The sequence below is a fragment of the Nocardioides sp. YIM B13467 genome, assembly GCF_042788075.1.
In the GTDB taxonomy this organism is placed as follows: Bacteria; Actinomycetota; Actinomycetes; order Propionibacteriales; family Nocardioidaceae; genus Nocardioides.
Genome location: NZ_JBHZPJ010000046.1, coordinates 4255999 through 4275073, shown reverse-complemented (window position 1 = coordinate 4275073; position 19075 = coordinate 4255999). Strand labels below are relative to the sequence as shown.

Genomic DNA, 19075 nt, shown 5'->3' with positions numbered 1-19075 from the left:
CGCGTGCGCTACCTCGCCGCGGGGTCGTGATTGCCTAGGCTCGAGAGCCATGAGACCTCCACCCGACGTCTGGGCCGCGCTGCGCTCCTCTCCCTGGCGGCTGCTCGCCTCCAGCTGGCCCTGGCGCGCCCTGGCCTACCTGGCCTCCGGCGCTCTGATCGGTCTCGTCGTCGCCTTCCTGCTGTTCGTGCTGGTCGGCGTCGGACTGCTCACCCTGGTCCTCCTGGTCGGGGTGCTGGTTCTCGCCGGGATCCCGCTGCTGGCGGCGCTCGTCGCCGACGTGGAACGGGTACGCCTCCGGCTGGTCCTTCCCGAGGTCCGCCCGGGACCGGCCGAGCGGCCGGAGCCGATCGCCTGGAGCGACCGCCTCCGGGCACTGCGCCGGCTGCGAGTCTCCGGGCCCGAGGTCGGCTACACCGTGCTGCTCGCCACGGTCATGTGGCTGGTCGACGCCGTCGCGCTCAACCTGATCATCACCATCCCGGGCGTGCTCGTGCTGGCCCCGATCCTGGTCCGGCTCGACGGTCCCGTCGCCTTCGGTCCCTGGCAGCTCAACACGCCCACCGAGGCCTGGATCGCCGTGGCCCCGGGGCTGGTGCTGCTGATCGCCGGTCTGTACGCCGCCACCCTCCTCGCCGCCGCCCAGGCAAGCCTCGCCCGGCTCCTGCTCGAGCCGGCCCAGACCCGGATGGCCGCGGCCGTCGCCGACCTGCGTCGGTCCCGTGTCGACCTCGTCGACGCCTTCGAGACCGAGCGCAGCCGGATCGAGCGCGACCTCCACGACGGCGCGCAGCAGCGGCTGGTCGCGCTGACCATGACCCTCGGCCTGGCCGAGCTGGAGGTGCCCGAGGGTGCCGGGCTCGACCTCGTCCGGCAGGCGCACACTCAGGCCGAGACGGCGCTGGCCGAGCTTCGCGCCACCGTCCGCGGGATCCATCCGCGGGTGCTGGTCGACCACGGGCTCACCGCTGCCGTCCGCGAGCTCGCCGACGCCGCCGGGCTGCCGGTCTCGGTCGACCTGCAGGTGGGCGGCCGGCTGCCGGCGCCGGTCGAGGCCGCGGCGTACTTCGTGGTCGCCGAGGCACTCACCAACGCGGTCCGCCATGCCGGTGCTCGCTCGGCCCGGGTGCAGGGGCAGGTCACCGGTGGCCGGCTCGAGGTCGGCGTACGCGATGATGGGGTCGGCGGCGCCACGGTGCGTCCCGGGGGCGGTCTCGCCGGTCTGGCCACGCGTCTGGCCGCCCTGGACGGCCACCTGGAGGTCACCAGCCCACCGGGCGGACCCACGGAAGTGAGGATGACGTGCCCGACCGCGCTCCCCTGAGGATCGTCCTGGCCGAGGACGCCGCGCTGTTGCGCGAGGGCCTCCTCGCCATCCTCGAGCGAGCCGGCCACGAGGTCATCGCCGCGGTCGGCGACGCGGACGCCCTGCTCGCCTTCACCGACCACACCCGGCCCGACGTGGTCATCACCGACATCCGAATGCCGCCGACCCACACCGACGAGGGGCTGCGTGCCGCCGCCGAGCTGCGACGGCGGCACCGCGACCTGGCCGTCCTGGTGCTCTCGGCCTACGTCGCCGACGCCTACCTCGCCGAGCTCCTCGACACCACCGGTGGCGGCGGCATCGGCTACCTGCTCAAGGACCGGGTCGGCCACGTCCGAGACTTCCTCGACAGCCTGGACCGGGTGGCCGGCGGCGAGACGGTCGTCGACCCCCAGGTCGTACGCGGCCTCCTCAACCGGCACCAACCCGACGGTCCGCTCGACGTGCTCTCGGAGCGCGAACGCGAGGTCCTCGCCCTGATGGCCGAGGGCCGCACCAACGGCAGCATCGCAACCGCGCTGTTCGTCTCCGAGGCCGCCGTGCGCAAGCACGTCGGCAACATCTTCGCCAAGCTCCGGCTCGACCCCACAACCGACCGACGCGTCTCCGCCGTCCTCGCCTACCTGCGCGAGGCCTAGCGGAGCAGCGTGATGATCAGAAGGTGATCCCCCGGGCGGCGAATCGGTCGCGGACCAGGTCGGCGGCGGCCTGGCCGTCGCGAGCCGCCGCTGCGGCGTACGTCTCGGCGGCCGCGGCCTGGAAGCTGGTGTCCGGGGCGTAGGAGAACTGGGAGAAGATCAGCGTGGTGTCCCAGTCGCGGGTGGAGAGGCCGAGTGCCTCGTAGCCCTCGCGGATCTCCCACAGCGCCTGGCTCCAGATCTGGCCGTCGTAGTGGACCTGGTTGCGGCGGTCCTCGAGGGTCAGGTCGAGGTGGAAGCTGCGAATGCAGTGCGGGGCGTCGGTGTAGGAGGTCGCGTCCCAGTCCATCGGGCAGGACGGGTCGGCGGCGACCGGCCAGCCGAACTCAGAGGCGGCGTCGAGCCCGACCGTCACGGCGAGGTAGTCGCCGAACGACTCCCCGATCGCACCGGCGTCCAGGCTGCTGCCGTAGCCGGGCACCTGGCTGGCGTGGACGGCGTGGCCGTACTCGTGGACGATCACCTCGGCGTCCTCGGCGTCGTCGACACCGCCCTTGCCCAGCCGGATCCGGTAGGGCTTGTCGGTCTGGTAGGAGTTGTCGCCGCCGTACTGGTTGATCTTCACCGAGAACGGCTCGTTCAGGACGCCCGGGAGCGTCTCACCGAAGCCGAGGGTGTGCAGGTAGGTCTGCGCCCGGGTCACCCAGAAGTAGCCCATGACCTGCTCGAACTGGTCCTGGTGGCGGTCGTAGGAGAAGCTGTTGGTGGTGGAGCGCGCGGGGGTACCGGTGCTCGACTCGACGACCGCGTAGTCCCCGCGGAGGTAGCCCGAGCCGTCGAGGTGGGTCAGCGGCACCTCGGCGTAGGCGCTGTCCGGGACGGCGCTCGCCGCGTCCTTCTGGTCGCTCAGGGACTGGTCGTTGCTGGACTGGACCGGGTTCACCATGAACACGCGGGCGGTGCCCTCGGAGGAGCCGCTGCCAGGGGCCGCGGTCACCGGGCTCAGCGGGACGGCGAACCCGGCGGTGGCCGCCAGGCCCGCGGTGACGGCGATCGAGAGTCTGCGCATGTGGGGCATGGTCTTCTCCTGGAATGAACGGCCGTACGGCCGGGTGATACCGGGAGGCTATACCGCGAGGATGTCCTTGGACAGGAGTTCTTCCAGAGGAAGGTCGGGGTCGAGCTCGATCCCGAACCCGCGGGCGTGGCCGTCGATGACGAACCAGATCGACTGGGCGGTGAGCCGCTCCAGCGTCTCGGCGGGCAGGCGCTCGCCGGTGCGGGTCAGCCAGCGGCGTACGGCACCGAAGACCGCGCCGACCAGACCGTAGATCAGCGGGTCGAGCGCCTCGGCCTCCTCCTCGGTGGGTTGGCCCCCGAGCGCGAGGACGGCGGTGCCGACGATCGCCGAGATCCGGCCGGCGAGCTGCTCCATGCCCTGCTGGAAGGGGCCGTCGCCGCCACCGTCGATGTCGTGGTCGGCGGCGAGGTGGAGCGCCGGATGGGCCCGGGCCCAGCGGACGTAGGTGCCGACGATCCGCTCGATGATCTCCGGCACCGTGCCGTCGAGGGTGATCCCGGGCATCAGGTCGGACCAGAGCCCGTCGAGGATCGCCTGCTGTACGGCCCGGTCGAGGTCGGCGCGGTCCTCGAAGTGGCGGTAGATGACCGTGCGGGACAGCCCGGCGCGAACCGCGATCTGCTGCACCTGAACGTCGGCGCCGGGCTCACCGGCCTCGATCACCGCGATGGCGGCATCGATGATCTGCTGGCGGCGCTGCTCGTTGTGCTTGCTCCACCGGTCCTGCCGACCATCGCGCTTCTCCCCGGCCACCCGCTTCTCCCCCTGCTCCCGTGACGTCTCTCGAGAGCGTCTCAGCGCTCCTTGCGACGCCCAAGAGAGTATCGGGGTTTCCGCGACTTCGCCGCGATGCCCCGCATCTCCTCGACATCGGTGATCTTCACCCGCGGACGGCCGGACTCGGCGCCACGTCGCTTCTCCTCGCGGTCGATCGCCTGCCAGCCGGCCAGGTCGACCATGCCGGGCTGGCGGCTGCGTACGACCGCGGTGATCTCGCCGGCGTCACCGACCGGAGCCGGGATGCGGTCCGTGTCGAGGTCGTCGAGCACCTGCTCGACGGTCTCCTCGGCGTCGGACTTGTTGGTGCCGATGAAGCCGTTGGGACCACGCTTGACCCAGCCCGCGACGTAGACGCCCGGGAGCACCCGGCCACGCTCGTTGGGGACGGTGCCGGTCGAGGCGTCGTAGGGAAGGTCGGCCACGGGCAGCCCCTTGTAGCCGACCGCGCGCAGCAGCATCCCGGTCTCGAGGACCTCGGTCTCGCCGGTGGGAACAGCCCGGACGACGCCGTTCTCGTCGCGCCGGAGGCGGTTGCGGCCGACCTCGACCCCGGTGACCCGGTCCTCGCCCAGCACGCGCACCGGCGAGCTGAGGAAGCGAAGGACGATCGTACGCAGCTCCGGACGCACCTCGCGGCCGGCGAGCTCGCGCAGCAGCCGGACGGTGGTCTCACCGCCGGCGAGCGCCTCCTCGATCGGGAGATCGCCGGTGTCGACGGCCACGTTGACGCCGCTGTGGCCCATCAGCCCGACCAGCTCGGGCACGGTGAAAGCCGCCTCCTCGGGCCCCCTGCGCCCAAGGACGACGACCTCCCGCACCGCACTGTCGCGCAGGACCGCAAGCGGCCCCTCGGCGATGTCGGTGCCCGCCAGCCGCTCCGGGTCCTCGGCGAGGATCCGGGCGCAGTCGAGCGCCACGTTGCCGTTGCCCACCAGGACGACCCGCCCCGACAGGAGGGACTCCGGGTCGAGGTGGACGGGCAGGTCCTGCTTGTCCGGGTGGCCGTTGTACCAGCCGACGAAGTCGGTCGCGCTCAGCGATCCGGGCAGGTCGTCGCCGTCGATCCCGAGAGCGCGGTCGCTCGCCGCGCCGACGGTGTAGACGACCGCGTGGTAGCGAGCGGTGAGCTCGGCGTGGGAGACGTCCTTGCCGACCTCGACGCCCAGGAAGTAGCGGAACCCGGGCTGCGACTCGATCTGCGCGAAGAGCTTCTCGACCTGCTTGGTGTTCTGGTGGTCGGGCGCGACGCCGGCCCGGACCAGGCCGTACGGCGTCGGCAGCCGGTCGAAGACGTCGACGGTGATCTCGGGGTGCTTGAGCAGCTCGTCGGCGGCGTACATCCCCGCCGGCCCGGCGCCGACCACCGCGACCCGGAACGGTCCGGTGCGGGTCAGTCGGCGCTGGGGGTGGACCAGGGCGAGCGGGGTGCGGTCCTTGTGCGGGAAGACCTCGAAGTACTCGGCGTTGATCGCCAGGAACGGCGTCTGCGCGGCTGTCAGGGTCGTGTGCGGGACGATCGCGTCGGCCGGGCAGGCCGTGACGCAGGCTCCGCAGTCGACACAGCTCTTGGCGTCGACGTAGAGCATCTCGGCCTCGCCGAAGCCGGGCTCGCCCGGGGCGGGGTGGATGCAGTTGACCGGGCAGGCGACCACGCACGAGGCGTCCGCACAGCACGACTGAGTGACGACATGAGGCACGTTGTGACTACCGTTCTAGGGCGTCGGGCTCAGGGGGATCAGTAGGACGCCGCGCGCGGCTCGGCACGGAAGCGCGAGGCACGGCCGTCGATGCCGGTCATCCTCCACAGCAGCTTGGCCGGACCCTTGCGGATGCCGAGGTTGTCGGCCAGGAGGCGTACGTCACCGAAGAGGTCACGCAGCAGCTTCTCGGACTCCTCCGACTTCCACCAGATCTCGCGTGCGACCTCGTCCGGGATGCCCATGTCGTGGCGGGCCTGCTTGCTCGGGACCATGATCACGTCGCAGAGCAGGCGCATGATGATCGGGAAGATGTAGGCCAGCAGGGTCTTCTTCACCCGGCCGAGCTCGGGCACGTGCTGCTCGAGGTACTGGTGGGCGAAGCCGATGTGGCGGGCCTCCTCGGCGATGTGGATCTGCATGATCCGGTTGGCCGCGGGGTGGCTGCCGCCGGAGCGCATCGCGCCCTTCTGCAGGTGGTCGATCGGCTCCTCGCCGGCGAGGATGCCGGTGAAGAAGGCCTCCGGGAAGAACGCGCCCGCCGAGGCCATGAAGGGCACCAGGACCTTGAAGTAGGTCGGCGCGCCCGCCACGTCGGGGTTCACCCGGTTGACGAACTCCTGGAACATCTGGGTGTGGTGGGTCTCCTCGGTCACCTCGTGAGTCGCGTAGCGGAACTCCGGGTTGTTGTTCTTCGACCAGACCAGGTGGTTCATGACGCCGCCGATGAGCAGCTGCTCGAACTGCAGGCCGACCTTGGCGACCTGGGCCCAGCGGTACATCCCGATCTCGATCTGGCGCTGCTTGGGCAGCGCCTTGTACCACGGGTGGGCACCGATCTCGTCGGCGTCGTTGAGGATCCAGCGCTCGTCATCGGGCAGCACAGCGAGCTCGTCGGAGTCCCAGTCGATGTCCTTGAACGGGTCGAAGTGCACCTCCACCGAGGCCTCGGACAGCGTACGAAGCGTGTCGAGGTAGGCCTGCTTGCCCTGGCGGACGTATCCAGTGGACTTCTCATCCTGAACGGCGGTCATGACGATGGCTCCTTCACCGTTGAGTTCTACGTTGAGCTGCTAACGACGTGACCCACGTTACCCGGACACGCGTCCCGATAACAAGAGTACGCGCGACTTCGTGTCACGTTTATCTTTCCGCTGCTCGAGGACCGCCCGGAAATGCCGCGAGGGCGGTGCGTGACATTCACGCACCGCCCTCGAGAGGTTTCGGATCAGACTTGCTCGTGGGACTCCACGGCAGCGACGATCCGCTCGATCGCCTCGTCGACCGGGATGCCGTTCTCCTGGTGGCCGTCGCGGTAGCGGAAGCTGACCGCGCCCTTCTCGACGTCCTCGCCACCGGCGATCAGCATGAACGGGATCTTCTGGAGCTGGGCGTTGCGGATCTTCTTCTGGAAGCGGTCGTCGGACTCGTCGACCTCGACCCGGATGCCCTTGGCCTTCAGCTTGGCGGCGACCTCGTAGAGGTAGTCGTCGAACGCGTCGGCGACCGGGATCCCGACGACCTGGACCGGGGCGAGCCACGGCGGCATGGCGCCGGCGTAGTGCTCGACCAGCACACCCAGGAACCGCTCGATCGAACCGAACTTCGCCGAGTGGATCATCACCGGCTGCTGGCGCGTGCCGTCGGCCGCCTGGTACTCCAGGTTGAACCGGTCCGCGGCGGGCTGGTTGAAGTCGTACTGCACCGTGCCCATCTGCCAGGTCCGGCCGATGGCGTCCTTGGCCTGGACGGAGATCTTCGGCCCGTAGAACGCCGCGCCGCCCGGGTCGGGCACGAGGTCGAGACCGGTCTCGGTCGCGACGTCCTCGAGGATCTTGGTCGCCTCGGCCCAGTCCTCGTCGCTGCCGACGAACTTGTCCTTGTTGGAGTCGTCGCGGGTCGACATCTCCAGGTAGAAGTCGTCGAGACCGAAGTCCTTGAGCACGGTCAGCATGAAGTCGAGCAGGTGCTTGACCTCGGCCGGCGCCTGCTCCTTGGTGCAGTAGGAGTGGGAGTCGTCCTGGGCGAAGCCACGCACGCGGGTGAGCCCGTGGATGACGCCCGACTTCTCGTTGCGGTAGACCGACCCGAACTCGAACAGCCGCAGCGGCAGCTCGCGGTAGGAGCGCCCGCGCGAACGGAAGATCAGGTTGTGCATCGGGCAGTTCATCGCCTTGAGACGGTAGTCCTGGCCGTCCACGTCCAGCGCCGGGAACATGCCGTCGCCGTAGTAGGGCAGGTGGCCGGAGGTGTGGAAGAGCTGCTCACGCGCGATGTGCGGGGTGCCGACGTACTCGAAGCCGTGCTCGATGTGCTTGGCGCGTACGTAGTCCTCCATCTCCCGCTTGATGATCCCGCCCTTGGGGTGGAAGACCGGGAGGCCGGAGCCGATCTCGTCGGGGAAGGAGAACAGGTCGAGCTCGCGGCCGAGCTTGCGGTGGTCGCGGCGCTCGGCCTCCTCGATCCGGACCAGGTGGGCGTCGAGCGCCTCCTTGGACTCCCAGGCGGTGCCGTAGATGCGCTGGAGCTGCTTGTTCTTCTCGTCGCCACGCCAGTACGCCGCGGCGCTGCGCATCAGCTTGAAGGCCGGGATCCGCTTGGTGGTCGGCAGGTGCGGACCGCGGCACAGGTCCTTCCACGCGATCTCGCCGTTGCGGTCGAGGTTGTCGTAGATGGTCAGCTCACCGCCGCCGACCTCGGCGCTGGCGCCTTCGGCAGCGTCGGCGGCCGAGCCCTTGAGGCCGATCAGCTCGAGCTTGTAGGGCTCCTCGGCCAGCTCGACGCGGGCGTCGTCGTCGGTGGTGACCCGGCGGGAGAACTTCTGGTTGGCCTTGATGATCTTCTTCATCCGGGACTCGATCTTGACCAGGTCCTCCGGGTGGAACGGGGTCTCGACGTCGAAGTCGTAGTAGAACCCGTCGGTGATCGGCGGCCCGATGCCGAGCTTGGCCTCCGGGAAGAGCTCCTGCACCGCCTGCGCCATCACGTGCGCGGTCGAGTGACGCAGGATGTCGTGGCCGTCCTTGGAGTCGATCAGGACGCCCTCGACGGCGTCGCCGTCGACCAGCTCGTAGGAGAGGTCCTTCAGGTCCTCGCCGACCCTGGCCGCGATCACGTCGGGGTTGTCCGCGAAGAGCTCCCACGCCTTCGTGCCCGTAGTGACCGCCCGTTCCTCGCGCCCGTCGGGGGTGAGTACGGCGATCTTGATCTCGGACACGGATGCTCCTGTGGGTTCCAGTGATGTGTGGACCGCGATGCTCGCGCGGCGTTCCGATCGTATCCGCCGCCGGCGGCGTACTGCGAATGGGTGAACCCGTGTCAGATACGGTCGTGAGACAGGCGCGCAGCAGCCCGGACGGTGCCGAGTCCTCGACTCGGTCGGCGAGAACCCGTGGGGGCATGCGGCTAGAATTCCGAGCCTCGATCGACGTCCGTCCCAGTCTTTGAAGTGAAAGGCCTCGTGCTCCCCACCACCGGCCCCAAGTCCCGTCTCATCGACCCGTCTCGCCGGGTGCTCCGGTTACAGCGGCGTACGTCGCTGGCAACCGTCCTGATCACCCTGGGCCTCGGCACGCTGGCGATGCTGTTCCCGGCCACCGTCGTGGCACAGCACGCCGCCGACCGGTGGAACAGCGGGCAGTGGGCGGAGGTGAGCGTGGTGGAGCGGTGCGATTTCGACAGCGGCACCGGCGAGATCACCTCCTGCCGGGGCCAGTGGCGCGTCGACGGCGAGCGGGTCACCGGAAGCATCCACGGCACCCTGCGCGACATCGGCCGCGACCCCGACCCCTCGAAGGCGACCTACCGGATGTGGGTGGTCGACTCCGACGCCTACGGAGAGCATGCGATCAATCCGTGGCCGGCCCGCATCGTCGGGATGGGCCGCGACCCGGTGCTCTGGGGCGGGATCGCGCTCACCGTGCTCGGACTGGTGGTGCTGCCGACGCGGCGGTCGTGGCTGCGTACGCCGGGCGAGGAGACGCTCAGCGAGGACCTCGACATCCGGCTGAGCACCCATCCCGCGCACGGACGGGCGTGGCTGGCGCCGGTCGGGCTGGTCCTCGGCCCGGCGCTCATCGCGCTCGGCGCCTGGGTCGCCACTCGGCCACACTTGCCGATGGTGCTCGTGCTGGCCGGGGGGCTGGTTGCGCTCAGCGGGCTGATCCTGGGGTTCCGGCTGGCCTGGCTCGGGCTGCGGCGCCCGTTCGCGGTGGACCTCGGCCTCTACGAAGGCGGCCTGGTCCTGGAGTACGCCCGGCACACCGACGTCGTCCTCTGGGAGGACGTGACCAGCATCGACACCGGTGTCGTCGACGAGCGCAAGGCCAACCCGCGCATCGACGTCACCCTGCACCTGGTCACCGGCGCCGCGCTGCGACTGCCGCGCGTCGACCACCAGCACTCGTTCACCGCCCACCTGCACCGGATCGCCTCCGCCGGATCGCTGCCGACCGGGTGAGAACAGGGTGAGGGCGGGGTGAGGACGGGTTGAGGTAGCGTCGGCGTCGATGAACCAGATGCGCGCAACCGTGGTCCACAAGGGCGAGCTCTCCGTGCGGTCGGTCCCGCGTCCCGAGCCCGGGCCGGGACAGCTGCTGATCAAGGTGCTGCGCGCCGGGATCTGCGGCTCCGACCTGCACGTCCGAGAGCACGCCGAGGAGCTCAACGAGGTGGTCACCGAGATCGGCTACACCACCGCGATGACGCCCGAGCAGGAGATCGTCCTGGGACACGAGATCCTGGGCTCGGTCGTCGCCTACGGACCACAGACCCGCGGTCGCTGGGAGCCGGGCACCCCGGTGACGGCGCTGCCGGTCCTGCGTACGGACGGGGCGGTCCACATGGTCGGCTTCGACGTCGACTCCCCCGGTGGCTTCGCGGAGTACTGCCTCGTCCAGGAGGCCTTCACCTTCCCGGTGCCCGACGGCGTCTCGCCCGACCAGGCCGTGTTCACCGAGCCGCTGGCCGTCGCCTTCCACGCCGTACGCCGCGGGGCGGTCTCCGCACGGCGCCCGGCCGTGGTCATCGGCTGCGGCCCGATCGGGCTGGCCGTCATCCTCATGCTCAAGGCGCAGGGGGTGAAGACGGTGGTCGCCTCCGACCTCTCCCCCGCACGGCGCGCGCTCGCGGTGAAGTGCGGTGCCGACGTGGTCGTCGACCCGCGCGAGTCCTCGCCGTGGGACGCCTACAAGCAGCGCGGCCCGGTCAACTCGCTGACCGACTACCTGGGCTTCGGGATCGACGCGATGCAGGTCGTACGCCGCATCCCGCTGCTCCCCTGGGAGACGGTGCTGCTCAACGCCGACCGCCTCGGCCAGTCGCCGACGGGCCCGGTCGTCTTCGAGTGCGTCGGGGTCCCGGGGATGCTCGAGCAGATCATGACCGCGGCACCGCTGCACACGCGTGTCGTGGTGGTCGGGGTGTGCATGGAGCCGGACACGATCCGGCCCGCCATCGCGATCCACAAGGAGATCGACCTGCGGTTCGTGTTCGGCTACGACCCTGCCGAGTTCGCGCGCACACTGGAGCTGATCGCCGGCGGGAAGGTCGACCCCTCGCCGCTGCACACCGGCACCGTCGGGCTCGACGGCGTCGCCCAGGCGTTCTCGGATCTGGCCGACCCGGAGACGCACGCGAAGATCCTCGTCGATCCGTGGGCGTGACACGAGACACGGCACCGACGATTCTGGTGGACGGATCACCTACCGGTAGTATCTGATCCATCAGCGGCCCGTTCCGGTCTTGCCCCGGCCGCTCTCGGTATCAACTCATTATGGCGAGACACCTCGCTTGAAAAGTTGACTCCTTGTCTCAGCAGAGCTTCAGCGCGCTCGGCGTGCCCGCAGACCTCACCGCCGTCCTCGATCACCACGGCATCACCTCCCCCACCCCGATCCAGGCCGCGACCCTGCCGGACTCCCTCGCCGGGCGCGACGTGCTCGGTCGTGGGCGGACCGGGTCGGGCAAGACGTACGCCTTCCTGCTTCCGCTCGTCGCCCGCCTCGCGGGTGGCGCCAGGGCGAAGTCGGGCAAGCCGCGGGCGCTCGTGCTCGCCCCGACCCGTGAGTTGGTCCGCCAGATCGAGGAGTCGCTGCGGCCGCTCGCCGCGGAGGCCGGCCTGAGCGTGCAGACCGTCTTCGGTGGTGTCGGGCAGAACCCGCAGGTCATCGGCCTGCGCAAGGGTGCCGACGTCGTCCTCGCCTGCCCCGGCCGGCTCGAGGACCTGATCGCGCAGCGTCACGCCGACCTGTCCTCGATCGAGGTCACCGTCCTGGACGAGGCCGACCACATGGCCGACCTCGGCTTCCTGCCCGCCGTGCGCCGCCTGCTGGCGATGACGCCGAAGGGCAGCCAGCGCCTCCTCTTCAGCGCCACGCTCGACAAGGGCGTCAACGTGCTGGTCAAGCAGTTCCTCCAGCAGCCGGTCGTCCACGAGGCCGACTCCGCGCAGTCGCCGGTGGCCGAGATGGAGCACCACGTGCTCCACCTCTCCGCCCGCGAGCACCGCATCCCCGTGCTCGCCGACCTGGCCGCCGCTCCGGGCCGCACCGTCGTCTTCACCCGCACCAAGCACGGCGCCAAGGGCGTCGCCCGCCAGCTCGGCCGCGCCGGCATCCCGGCCGTCGAGCTCCACGGCGACCTCTCCCAGAACGCCCGCGTGCGCAACCTGGAGGCATTCCACTCCGGCCGGGCGACCACCCTGGTGGCCACCGACATCGCCGCCCGCGGGATCCACGTCGACGACGTCACCCTCGTCGTCCACGCCGACCCGCCCGCCGAGCACAAGGCCTACCTGCACCGCTCCGGCCGTACGGCCCGCGCCGGTGCCTCCGGCACCGTCGTCACCCTGATGCTGCCCGACCAGGTCAAGGACGTCCGTACGCTCACCCGGGCCGCCGGGATCAAGCCGACCACCACCCGTCTCGACGGGCCCTCGCACCCGATCCTGGTCGAGCTGGCTCCGGGCGAGCGCACCCGGCCCGGCCCGTTCGTCCCCGTCGTCGCCCAGCCGCCGCGCCGCCCCGCCGGCGAGGGCACCGGCAACCGAAAGAGCCGCCCCGGCTCGCGCGCGCGCAAGCGTCAGCGCGCCACCGGCAGCCGCTGACCCCAGCCACCGCTGGTCGAGCCGCCGGAGCCGCTAGGCGTAGGCGTGTCGAGACCAGCACAGTCGATTCGGCGCTCGATAAGGACCGTGTTGGTCTCGACACGCTCGCTGGCGCTCACGGCTCGACCAGCGGGGCGTACTCCGACTTCAGACTGAGGACGGCGCCGATCGGCGGAACTAGGGTTGGCCGGGTGACTGTGCACGACTACGGCTCCTCCGGCCGGCTGGCGACCTTCTTCGCGACCGACGACGACTGGGAGCGGGAAGGCTCGATCACGCTCGGCGACTGGCTGGTCGGCGCGGTCGTGCTGATCGCGAGTCTGGTCACCCTGGAGCTGATCCGGGGAGTCGGGACGCTCGACTCCAGCGACGCGCCGACCTGGGTCGAGTGGACGGCGGTGGTGATCGGCGCGGCGCTGCTCGTCTTCAGGCGGCGCTTCCCGCTCACGATCGCGCTCTTGGCCGGGCTGCACATGTTCGTCACCGGGGTGTGGCTCCCGACCGTGATGGGGCTGCTGCCGATGCAGATCATCTACTTCGTGGCCTTCTTCGCCGGCGCCGCCTGGGCGCGGCGCCGGCGGGACATGGTGGTCGTGATGGGGCTGATCACCCTGTTCATGTTCGCCTGGCTCTCCTGGCAGTTCGCGGTGGGGAGCGGCATCGACGAGATCCGTGAGGCGACCGCCGACGCGGAAGGCTCCTCGATCATCGGCCCGGTGACCGCCTACGTGCTGCTCACCACCTTGATGAACCTGCTCTACTTCGCCGGTGCGATCGTCGGCGGCCAGGTCGCCTGGCGGGGCGCACGGCAGAAGGCGGAGCTGGCCGAGCAGGCCGCGACCATCGCCGCCCAGTCCGGACAGCTCCAGCGCCGCGCCGTGATCGACGAGCGCCTACGCATCGCCCGCGAGCTGCACGACGTCGTCGCCCACCATGTGGCTGTCGTCGGCGTCCAGGCCGCCGCCGGGCGCAAGCTGCTCGAACGCGGCCGTCCCGACGACATCGAGGGCGCCGCCGAGGCGCTCGGCAACGTCGAGGCGTCCGCGCGCGAGGGGGTCACCCAGATGCGCTCGCTGCTCGGCACCCTGCGCGACCCGGCCGGCGACGCGGAGACGGAAGCCGAAGGCGTACGCCGCCCTGAGCCGCGCCTCGAGGACCTACCCGCGCTCCTGGACGAGGTGCGCGAGAGCGGGCTGCGGGTCGACTACGAGGCCGTCGGGCCGGTCGATGACCTCTCGCTGCCGCTGGCGCACTCGGTCTACCGGATCGTCCAGGAGGCGCTGGCCAACGTACGCCGCCACTCCACCGCCGACCGCGCCCAGGTCGTCCTCCGCGTCGACCGGGCGGCGGCCGCGCCGTACGCCGAGGTCGAGATCACCGACAACGGCCGACCCCGGCACGGCACCTCCGGCAGCGGCCTGGGTCTGCTGGGCGTACGCGAACGAGCAGCCGTCCGGAAGGCGGAGGTCGACATCGGGCCCAGGGCCGTGCAGGGATTCCGGGTGCGGGTGCGCTTCCCGCTCGACTCCCCCGTCGCGTCGGCGGGAGCGGCGCGATGATCCGGGTGCTGCTCGCCGACGACCAGCAGCTGGTGCGCTCGGGATTCCGTCTCATCCTCTCGATGGAGGACGACATCTCGGTGGTCGGTGAGGCCTCCGACGGCGCCGACGCGATCGCCAAGGCGCGCGAGCTGCGGCCCGACGTGGTGCTGATGGACGTACAGATGCCCGGCACCGACGGCATCGAGGCGACACGCACGGTGGTCGCCGAGGGGCATGCCAAGGTGATCATCCTGACCACCTTCGACCGCGACGACTACCTCTTCGACGCGCTCGCCGCAGGCGCGAGCGGCTTCCTGCTCAAGAACGCCGACCCCGACTCCCTGGCCGAGGCGGTGCGGGCCGCCGCCGACGGGCATGCGCTGCTCGCCCCGGAGGTCACGATGCGCGTGATCGGCCGGGTGACCAGCGACAACGCCCCGTCGGCGCCTAGACCGAAGCCACCCAGAGAGCTCGACCTGCTCACCGCTCGGGAGCGTGAGGTGCTGCTGCTCATCGGCGAGGGACTGAGCAACAACGAGATCGCCCGCCGGCTGTTCCTCACCGAGGCGACCGTGAAGACCCACGTGTCGGCCTGCCTGGCCAAGCTGCAGCTGCGCGACCGGGTGCAGACCGTGGTCTTCATCCACCGTCACGGCCTGCTCCCGGCCGGCCCGCCCAACGGGTGAGGCCGAGCTCATCCTCGCGACGGATCCGCCCGGCGCGGCGCTGAAATAGCGTGGGTCCCGTTCGTTTCCAACGCAGAGGAGATTCGATGCTCGAGGTCAGCGGGCTGACCCGCCGCTTCGGCGAGATGGTCGCCGTCGACGACGTGTCCTTCCCGGTCCCCTCCGGTGGGCTCACCGGGTTCGTGGGCGGCAATGGTGCCGGGAAGACCACCACCATGCGAATGATCATGGGGGTGCTGGCCGCGCACGCCGGGACGGTGTCCTGGCAGGGGCACGAGGTGACCCGCGAGGACCGGCGCCGGTTCGGCTACATGCCCGAGGAACGCGGGCTCTACCCGAAGCAGCCGATCCTGGACCAGCTGGTCTACCTGGCCCGGCTGCGCGGCATGTCCACCGCCGACGCACGCCGGGAGATCACCGTGCTGCTGGAGCGGTTCGGCCTCGGCGGTCGCATGAAGGATCCGCTGGAGAAGCTGTCGCTGGGCAACCAGCAGCGGGTCCAGATCATCGCCGCGCTCGTCCCCACGCCGATGGCGCTGATCCTCGACGAGCCCTTCTCCGGACTGGATCCCGACGCCATCGACGCGATGGCCGACCTGCTGCGCGAGCATGCTCGCGACGGCGTACCCGTCGTCTTCTCCTCCCACCAGCTCGACCTCGTCGACCGGCTGTGCGACCGGCTGGTGGTGATGGCCCGCGGCCGGGTGGTCACCCAGGGGACGGGTGAGGAGCTGCGCGCCGACGCCGCGCTCCGCTACCGGCTCGTCCTCGACGGCGACGCCGGCTGGGTACGCGACCTGCCGGGGCTCCACGTCCGCGACGTCTCCGGCCCCGAGGCCGAGATCGAGGTCGTCTCCACAGGTGCCGAGCAGAAGCTGCTCGTCGAGGCCACCACTCGCGGGAACGTACTCGACTTCCACCGCGTCGTACCCCGTCTGTCCGAGATCTACCGGGAGGTCACCGCATGACCACCGTGAAGACCAGGAGCCAGCCCGTCTGGCAGATCGTCGCGCGCCGCGAGATCGCGGTCCGCGCCACCGACAAGTCGACCCTGATCGGCACCGCGGTGATGCTCGCGGTGATCGTGGGCGTGCTCGGCTTCACCGCCTGGAGCGAGAGCCGCGAGAAGACCTACGACCTCGCCTATTCCTCCACGGCTTCGCAGGCAATGGTCGAGGGCATCGCCGAGCGCGCCTCCGACATCGACGAGAAGGTACGTATCGTGCCGGTCGCCGTCGACGACGTGGACGCCGCCCGGCACGCGCTCGAGGAGGAGCAGGCCGACGCCTATCTGCGCCCGGCCACCGAAGGCTGGACCCTGGTCACGCTCGATGACGCCGACTCGGAGCTGCGCGACGTGGTCAGCCAGTCGGTCGCGGCGATCGTCCTGGCCGGCAACGCCGACGCGGCCGGCACGACCGCGGACGAGCTGACCAAGGGCTCGGCGGTCGGAGTCGAGCAGCTCGAGGGCGACAGCGAGCTGTCCGCGATCCGCTACGTCGTCGGATACGCGCTCGCGATCGTCTTCTACTTCGCCTCGATCATGTTCGGGATGACGCTGGCCAACAGCGTCGTGGAGGAGAAGCAGTCGCGGATCGTGGAGATGATCGCCGCCGCCGTACCGCTGCGGCAGCTCCTCGCCGGCAAGATCATCGGCAACGCCGTCATCGCCGTCGGGCAGATGCTCATCTATGTGGCCGTCGGGCTCGTCGGGCTGAGCCTGACCGACTTCAGCTTCGCCCTACCGGCCCTGTCCGGCGCGATCGGCTGGTTCGTGGTCTTCTTCCTGATCGGCTTCGTGGTGCTCTCGACCCTGTGGGCGGTCGCCGGCGCGCTCGCCTCGCGCACCGAGGACCTGCAGTCCTCCTCCACCCCGATCACGATGCTGCTCATGGTGATGTTCTTCGGCGCCCTCTACCTCGACGGCGTCGGCGAGCAGATCGGTTCGTACGTCCCACCGCTCTCGGCCGTCCTGATGCCGATGCGCCTGGTCGAGGGCACCGCAGCCTGGTGGGAGCCGATCATCGCCGTGGTCCTGCTCCTTGCCTTCGGCGTAGCTCTCGTACGCCTCGCCGAGCGCCTCTACAGCCGCGCCCTGCTCCAGACCGGCGGTCAGCTCTCCCTCAAGGCGGCCTGGCGCCTGGAGGAGTAGCCGAGGCGTCACCCCCGTCGGCCGAGACGTCACTTGCGTCAGCCGAGATGCCACCTCGGTGCCAACTCGATTCGCGTCAGTGACTTCTCGCCCGACGTACCTGACTTCTCGGCATGATGGGGGCAGTCGACGACGACCCGAGGAGCAATTGCGATGGCCCGAGAGATCAGCACCGTTGTGGAGAACCTGCACTACCTGGAGTGCCCGCGATGGCACCAGGACCGGATCTGGTTCGTGGACTTCTACTCCCACAAGGTCTACTCGGCGCAGGAGGACGGATCCGATCTCAAGGTCGAGGCGGACGTGCCGGGACAGCCGTCGGGGCTGGGCTGGCTGCCCGACGGCCACCTCCTGGTCGTCTCGATGCGCGATCGCCGGATCCTGCGTCGTGAGTCGGACGGCTCGCTGGTGACCCATGCCGACCTCAGCGGTCATGTCGGTCACCACCTCAACGACATGGTGGTGGACGAGCAGGGCAGGGCGTACGTCGGGAACTTCGGCTTCGACATCATGGCCGGTGCCGACGTGGCGCCGACGGTGCTGCTGCGGGTCGACCCGGACGGGACGGTGACCGAGGTCGCCGACGACTTGTGGTTCCCCAACGGCAGCGTGATCACCGACGACGGCACGCTCATCGTCGACGAGACCTGCGGCAACCGGATCAGCGCCTTCGACATCGCGGAGGACGGGTCGCTGAGCAACCGGCGTACGTGGGCGAAGTTCGGCGAGCTCAGCACTCACACCGCCTTCGCGGAGGCGATGGGCGACGCCGTGCTCGCACCCGACGGCTGCTGCCTGGACGCCGAGGGCGCCGTGTGGACCGCCGACGCGGTCTTCGGCCGGCTGGTCAGGGTCGCCGAGGGCGGCGAGATCCTCGAGCAGATCGAGCCGGGCGGTGGCGTCTTCGCCTGCATGCTGGGCGGCAGCGACGGGAAGACGCTGTACGTCTGCGCCGCGCCCGACTTCTTCGAGGAGGCACGCAAGGCCAACACCGAGGCACGGCTGCTGGCCATCCGGGTCGACGTGCCCCGGGCCGGACGCCCCTAGCTCTGGACGTCCGGCGGCGGACCGTCGAGGCGGCCGGCGCGGCTGCGGATCGGCACCGCGACGTGGAGCGCGTTGCTCTCGAGGGTGAAGTCGGCCGGCGTCTCGGTGAGGATCTCGCCATCGAGGTTGACCGGCATCGCCTCGTCGGTCGTGATCCGCACCGCCGAGGTGGTCACGTGGTGCACGTGGTCGTGCTCGATGAAGTGGCCGCTCCTGAGCAGCCGCGCGATGGAGACGTGGTCGCGCATACGGCCCCGGACGATGGCGTAGACGTCGAGGAGGTCGTCGTCCACCGAGGCCGTGGGCGAGACGGTGTTGCCGCCGCCGTAGTGACGGCCGTTGCCGACCGCGACCTGGAGCAGGTCGTCGAGCTCGACCGTCTCGTGGTCGCCCTCGGGGAACTCCAGCCGCGCGGTGAAGGGCCGGTGGTGGCGGTAGGCCTGCAGCGTCGCCACGGGGTAGGCCGCCGGCCCGATGAGCTTCTTCAGGCGCGGGTTCAGGGCCTCGGTCACCGCGACGGAGAGGCCGAAGGAGGCGACGTTGAGGTAGGTGTGGCCGTTGGCACGCCCGATGTCGACGTTGATGATCTTTCCCTCGAGCATCTGCTGGACCGCGGTCTGCGGGTCCTGGTCGAGCTCGAGCGTGCGGGCGAAGTCGTTGGCGGTGCCGAGCGGCAGCACCGCCAGCACGACGTCGCTGCCGGCGATCCGGGCCGCGGCGGCACCCACCGAGCCGTCGCCGCCGCCGATGACGAGCAGGTCGGGCTTGTCGGCTGCGACCTTGTCGAGAGTGGCCTCCAGCTCATCCCCCGAGTGGACTGCGTAGGAGCGCACGTCCTCGATCCCTGCGGACCGCAGCATCTCCTCCGACGAGGCCAGCGCGTCCTGTCCCCGGCGCGAGCCGGCGTTGACGACGAGGGCGACCTTCACGGAGTCGCGCGACAACAGCGATTGCATATCCACCCTCAGGAGCGTACGCACTCCACCTGAGTCCGCGCTGGCGTGTTCCTGTGCGTGGGCTG

16 protein-coding genes are annotated in these 19075 nt (G+C 70.3%); 10 read left to right on the top strand and 6 right to left on the bottom strand.

Annotated features, from left to right (window positions below; all coding sequences use genetic code 11):
- The first annotated feature begins 49 nt into the window (after positions 1-49).
- Together ACFX43_RS27700 and ACFX43_RS27695 are read left to right on the top strand one after the other, a co-directional pair.
- Positions 50-1324, top strand: coding sequence for a sensor domain-containing protein (locus ACFX43_RS27700; protein WP_378839555.1), 1275 nt, complete (start codon positions 50-52; stop codon positions 1322-1324).
- Entirely contained in the window at positions 1303-1965 is a 663-nt protein-coding gene (locus ACFX43_RS27695; RefSeq protein ID WP_045552031.1) for a response regulator transcription factor, read from the top strand. Before ACFX43_RS27700 ends, ACFX43_RS27695 begins: the two co-directional genes overlap by 22 nt.
- Positions 1966-1981: 16 nt before the next feature.
- On the opposite strand, the gene ACFX43_RS27690 is transcribed toward ACFX43_RS27695, so the two are convergent.
- The 5 genes from ACFX43_RS27690 to thrS form a co-directional block, all read right to left on the bottom strand.
- Complete coding sequence (locus ACFX43_RS27690) at positions 1982-3034, bottom strand: M36 family metallopeptidase (RefSeq protein WP_378839548.1); 1053 nt, start codon at positions 3032-3034, stop codon at positions 1982-1984.
- Positions 3035-3091: 57 nt separating this feature from the next.
- Complete coding sequence (locus ACFX43_RS27685; RefSeq protein ID WP_378839545.1) at positions 3092-3799, bottom strand: TetR/AcrR family transcriptional regulator; 708 nt, start codon at positions 3797-3799, stop codon at positions 3092-3094.
- A gap of 41 nt (positions 3800-3840) precedes the next feature.
- Positions 3841-5523: an FAD-dependent oxidoreductase gene (locus ACFX43_RS27680; protein WP_378839540.1), complete on the bottom strand. Its 1683-nt coding sequence runs from the start codon at positions 5521-5523 to the stop codon at positions 3841-3843.
- Positions 5524-5561: 38 nt separating this feature from the next.
- Positions 5562-6557 (bottom strand): diiron oxygenase, encoded by a 996-nt coding sequence (locus ACFX43_RS27675; RefSeq protein ID WP_378839535.1) that lies wholly within the window; start codon positions 6555-6557, stop codon positions 5562-5564.
- Positions 6558-6751: 194 nt separating this feature from the next.
- Positions 6752-8740, bottom strand: a complete 1989-nt coding sequence (thrS, locus tag ACFX43_RS27670) for a threonine--tRNA ligase (protein WP_378839531.1) — start codon at positions 8738-8740, stop codon at positions 6752-6754.
- 243 nt (positions 8741-8983) lie between these two features.
- On the opposite strand from thrS, the gene ACFX43_RS27665 reads away from it, so the two are divergent.
- From ACFX43_RS27665 to ACFX43_RS27630, 8 genes are all read left to right on the top strand, one after another.
- Positions 8984-9982, top strand: a complete 999-nt coding sequence (locus ACFX43_RS27665; protein ID WP_378839526.1) for a hypothetical protein — start codon at positions 8984-8986, stop codon at positions 9980-9982.
- Positions 9983-10031: 49 nt separating this feature from the next.
- The gene (locus ACFX43_RS27660; RefSeq protein WP_378839523.1) at positions 10032-11186 is read left to right on the top strand and encodes a zinc-binding dehydrogenase; all 1155 of its coding nucleotides are present in this window, start codon (positions 10032-10034) and stop codon (positions 11184-11186) included.
- Positions 11187-11329: 143 nt separating this feature from the next.
- Positions 11330-12628: a DEAD/DEAH box helicase gene (locus ACFX43_RS27655; RefSeq protein ID WP_378839520.1), complete on the top strand. Its 1299-nt coding sequence runs from the start codon at positions 11330-11332 to the stop codon at positions 12626-12628.
- 191 nt (positions 12629-12819) lie between these two features.
- The gene (locus tag ACFX43_RS27650; protein WP_378839514.1) at positions 12820-14187 is read left to right on the top strand and encodes a sensor histidine kinase; all 1368 of its coding nucleotides are present in this window, start codon (positions 12820-12822) and stop codon (positions 14185-14187) included.
- The gene (locus ACFX43_RS27645) at positions 14184-14855 is read left to right on the top strand and encodes a response regulator transcription factor (RefSeq protein WP_350714919.1); all 672 of its coding nucleotides are present in this window, start codon (positions 14184-14186) and stop codon (positions 14853-14855) included. The genes ACFX43_RS27650 and ACFX43_RS27645 overlap by 4 nt, the downstream gene beginning before the upstream one ends.
- A gap of 86 nt (positions 14856-14941) precedes the next feature.
- A complete protein-coding gene (locus ACFX43_RS27640) occupies positions 14942-15823 on the top strand; it encodes an ABC transporter ATP-binding protein (RefSeq protein ID WP_378839507.1) in 882 nt (293 codons plus the stop codon).
- Entirely contained in the window at positions 15820-17007 is a 1188-nt protein-coding gene (locus tag ACFX43_RS27635) for an ABC transporter permease (protein WP_378839503.1), read from the top strand. The genes ACFX43_RS27640 and ACFX43_RS27635 overlap by 4 nt, the downstream gene beginning before the upstream one ends.
- Positions 17008-17160: 153 nt before the next feature.
- Positions 17161-18054: an SMP-30/gluconolactonase/LRE family protein gene (locus ACFX43_RS27630; protein ID WP_378839499.1), complete on the top strand. Its 894-nt coding sequence runs from the start codon at positions 17161-17163 to the stop codon at positions 18052-18054.
- On the opposite strand, the gene ACFX43_RS27625 is transcribed toward ACFX43_RS27630, so the two are convergent.
- Entirely contained in the window at positions 18051-19010 is a 960-nt protein-coding gene (locus ACFX43_RS27625) for a lipid kinase (RefSeq protein ID WP_378841176.1), read from the bottom strand. The genes ACFX43_RS27630 and ACFX43_RS27625 overlap by 4 nt on opposite strands.
- Positions 19011-19075 lie beyond the last annotated feature (65 nt).